Below are 697 nucleotides of genomic sequence, written 5' to 3'. Positions count from 1 at the left end.
ATAGAATCTAAATAGTGTCGTCAATAAATCAAACAGGGTTGGCAATTGAGAGCGAGACAGGGTTTATGGTTGGAAAAAACGGCAGATTATCAGGACAATAAATGTTCAATTAGCCTGTTTATGGAGGTTCAAATATTATTGCGCAGAATTGATTCAGTGAGTTAGATCAAAAATTGTGATTTTTTTGATTGAAATAGTCAGCATTTTGCATACTATTAAATGAGTTCCCGTACTTACGGGATGATCCGTTGTCAATTTATGTTCCCCATTTACATGGGGATTAATTACATTGAATTTTAATCACTGGCTGCATTGAGCTGTTTTAGCACCCATGCGCTCAGTTTCAGCCCCTCGCGCTGCGCCTGTTTGACATAGCATGATTTTAACTGAGAATTTAACCTAATAGTCAATACGCTATCTGCCGGTAACACCCCCGCAGCGTTGAGATTGCCGATATTCCCGTGAAAACCTATAGGCGGGTTCCCCGCTATTCCATCTAGATAACCAGATTCCCACTCATTGCAGTTGGGGTTAGGGGGTAAATCAGGGGCGGGCGCTTTGTTGGTGAACTGGTGCAGGCCGAATTGATAACCCGCAAAATAATCACCCCCAATGCTCTTGCCCGCCGCGAGGTATGTTTCAAATTTGCGCTCGTTCATTTATCTCCCCTATAGAATAATGGGTGGCTATGCCACCC

At 43.2% G+C, this 697-nt stretch carries 1 protein-coding gene; it reads right to left on the bottom strand.

Annotated elements, in window-relative coordinates:
• Positions 1-296 precede the first annotated feature (296 nt).
• Complete coding sequence (locus PSI17_RS17195) at positions 297-659, bottom strand: hypothetical protein (RefSeq protein ID WP_273553110.1); 363 nt, start codon at positions 657-659, stop codon at positions 297-299.
• Positions 660-697 lie beyond the last annotated feature (38 nt).

It is taken from the genome of Xenorhabdus sp. IM139775, assembly GCF_028598745.1.
Lineage (GTDB): Bacteria > Pseudomonadota > Gammaproteobacteria > Enterobacterales > Enterobacteriaceae > Xenorhabdus.
Note: the sequence above shows the minus strand (reverse complement) of the source record. Positions and strands in the feature narration are given on the sequence as shown.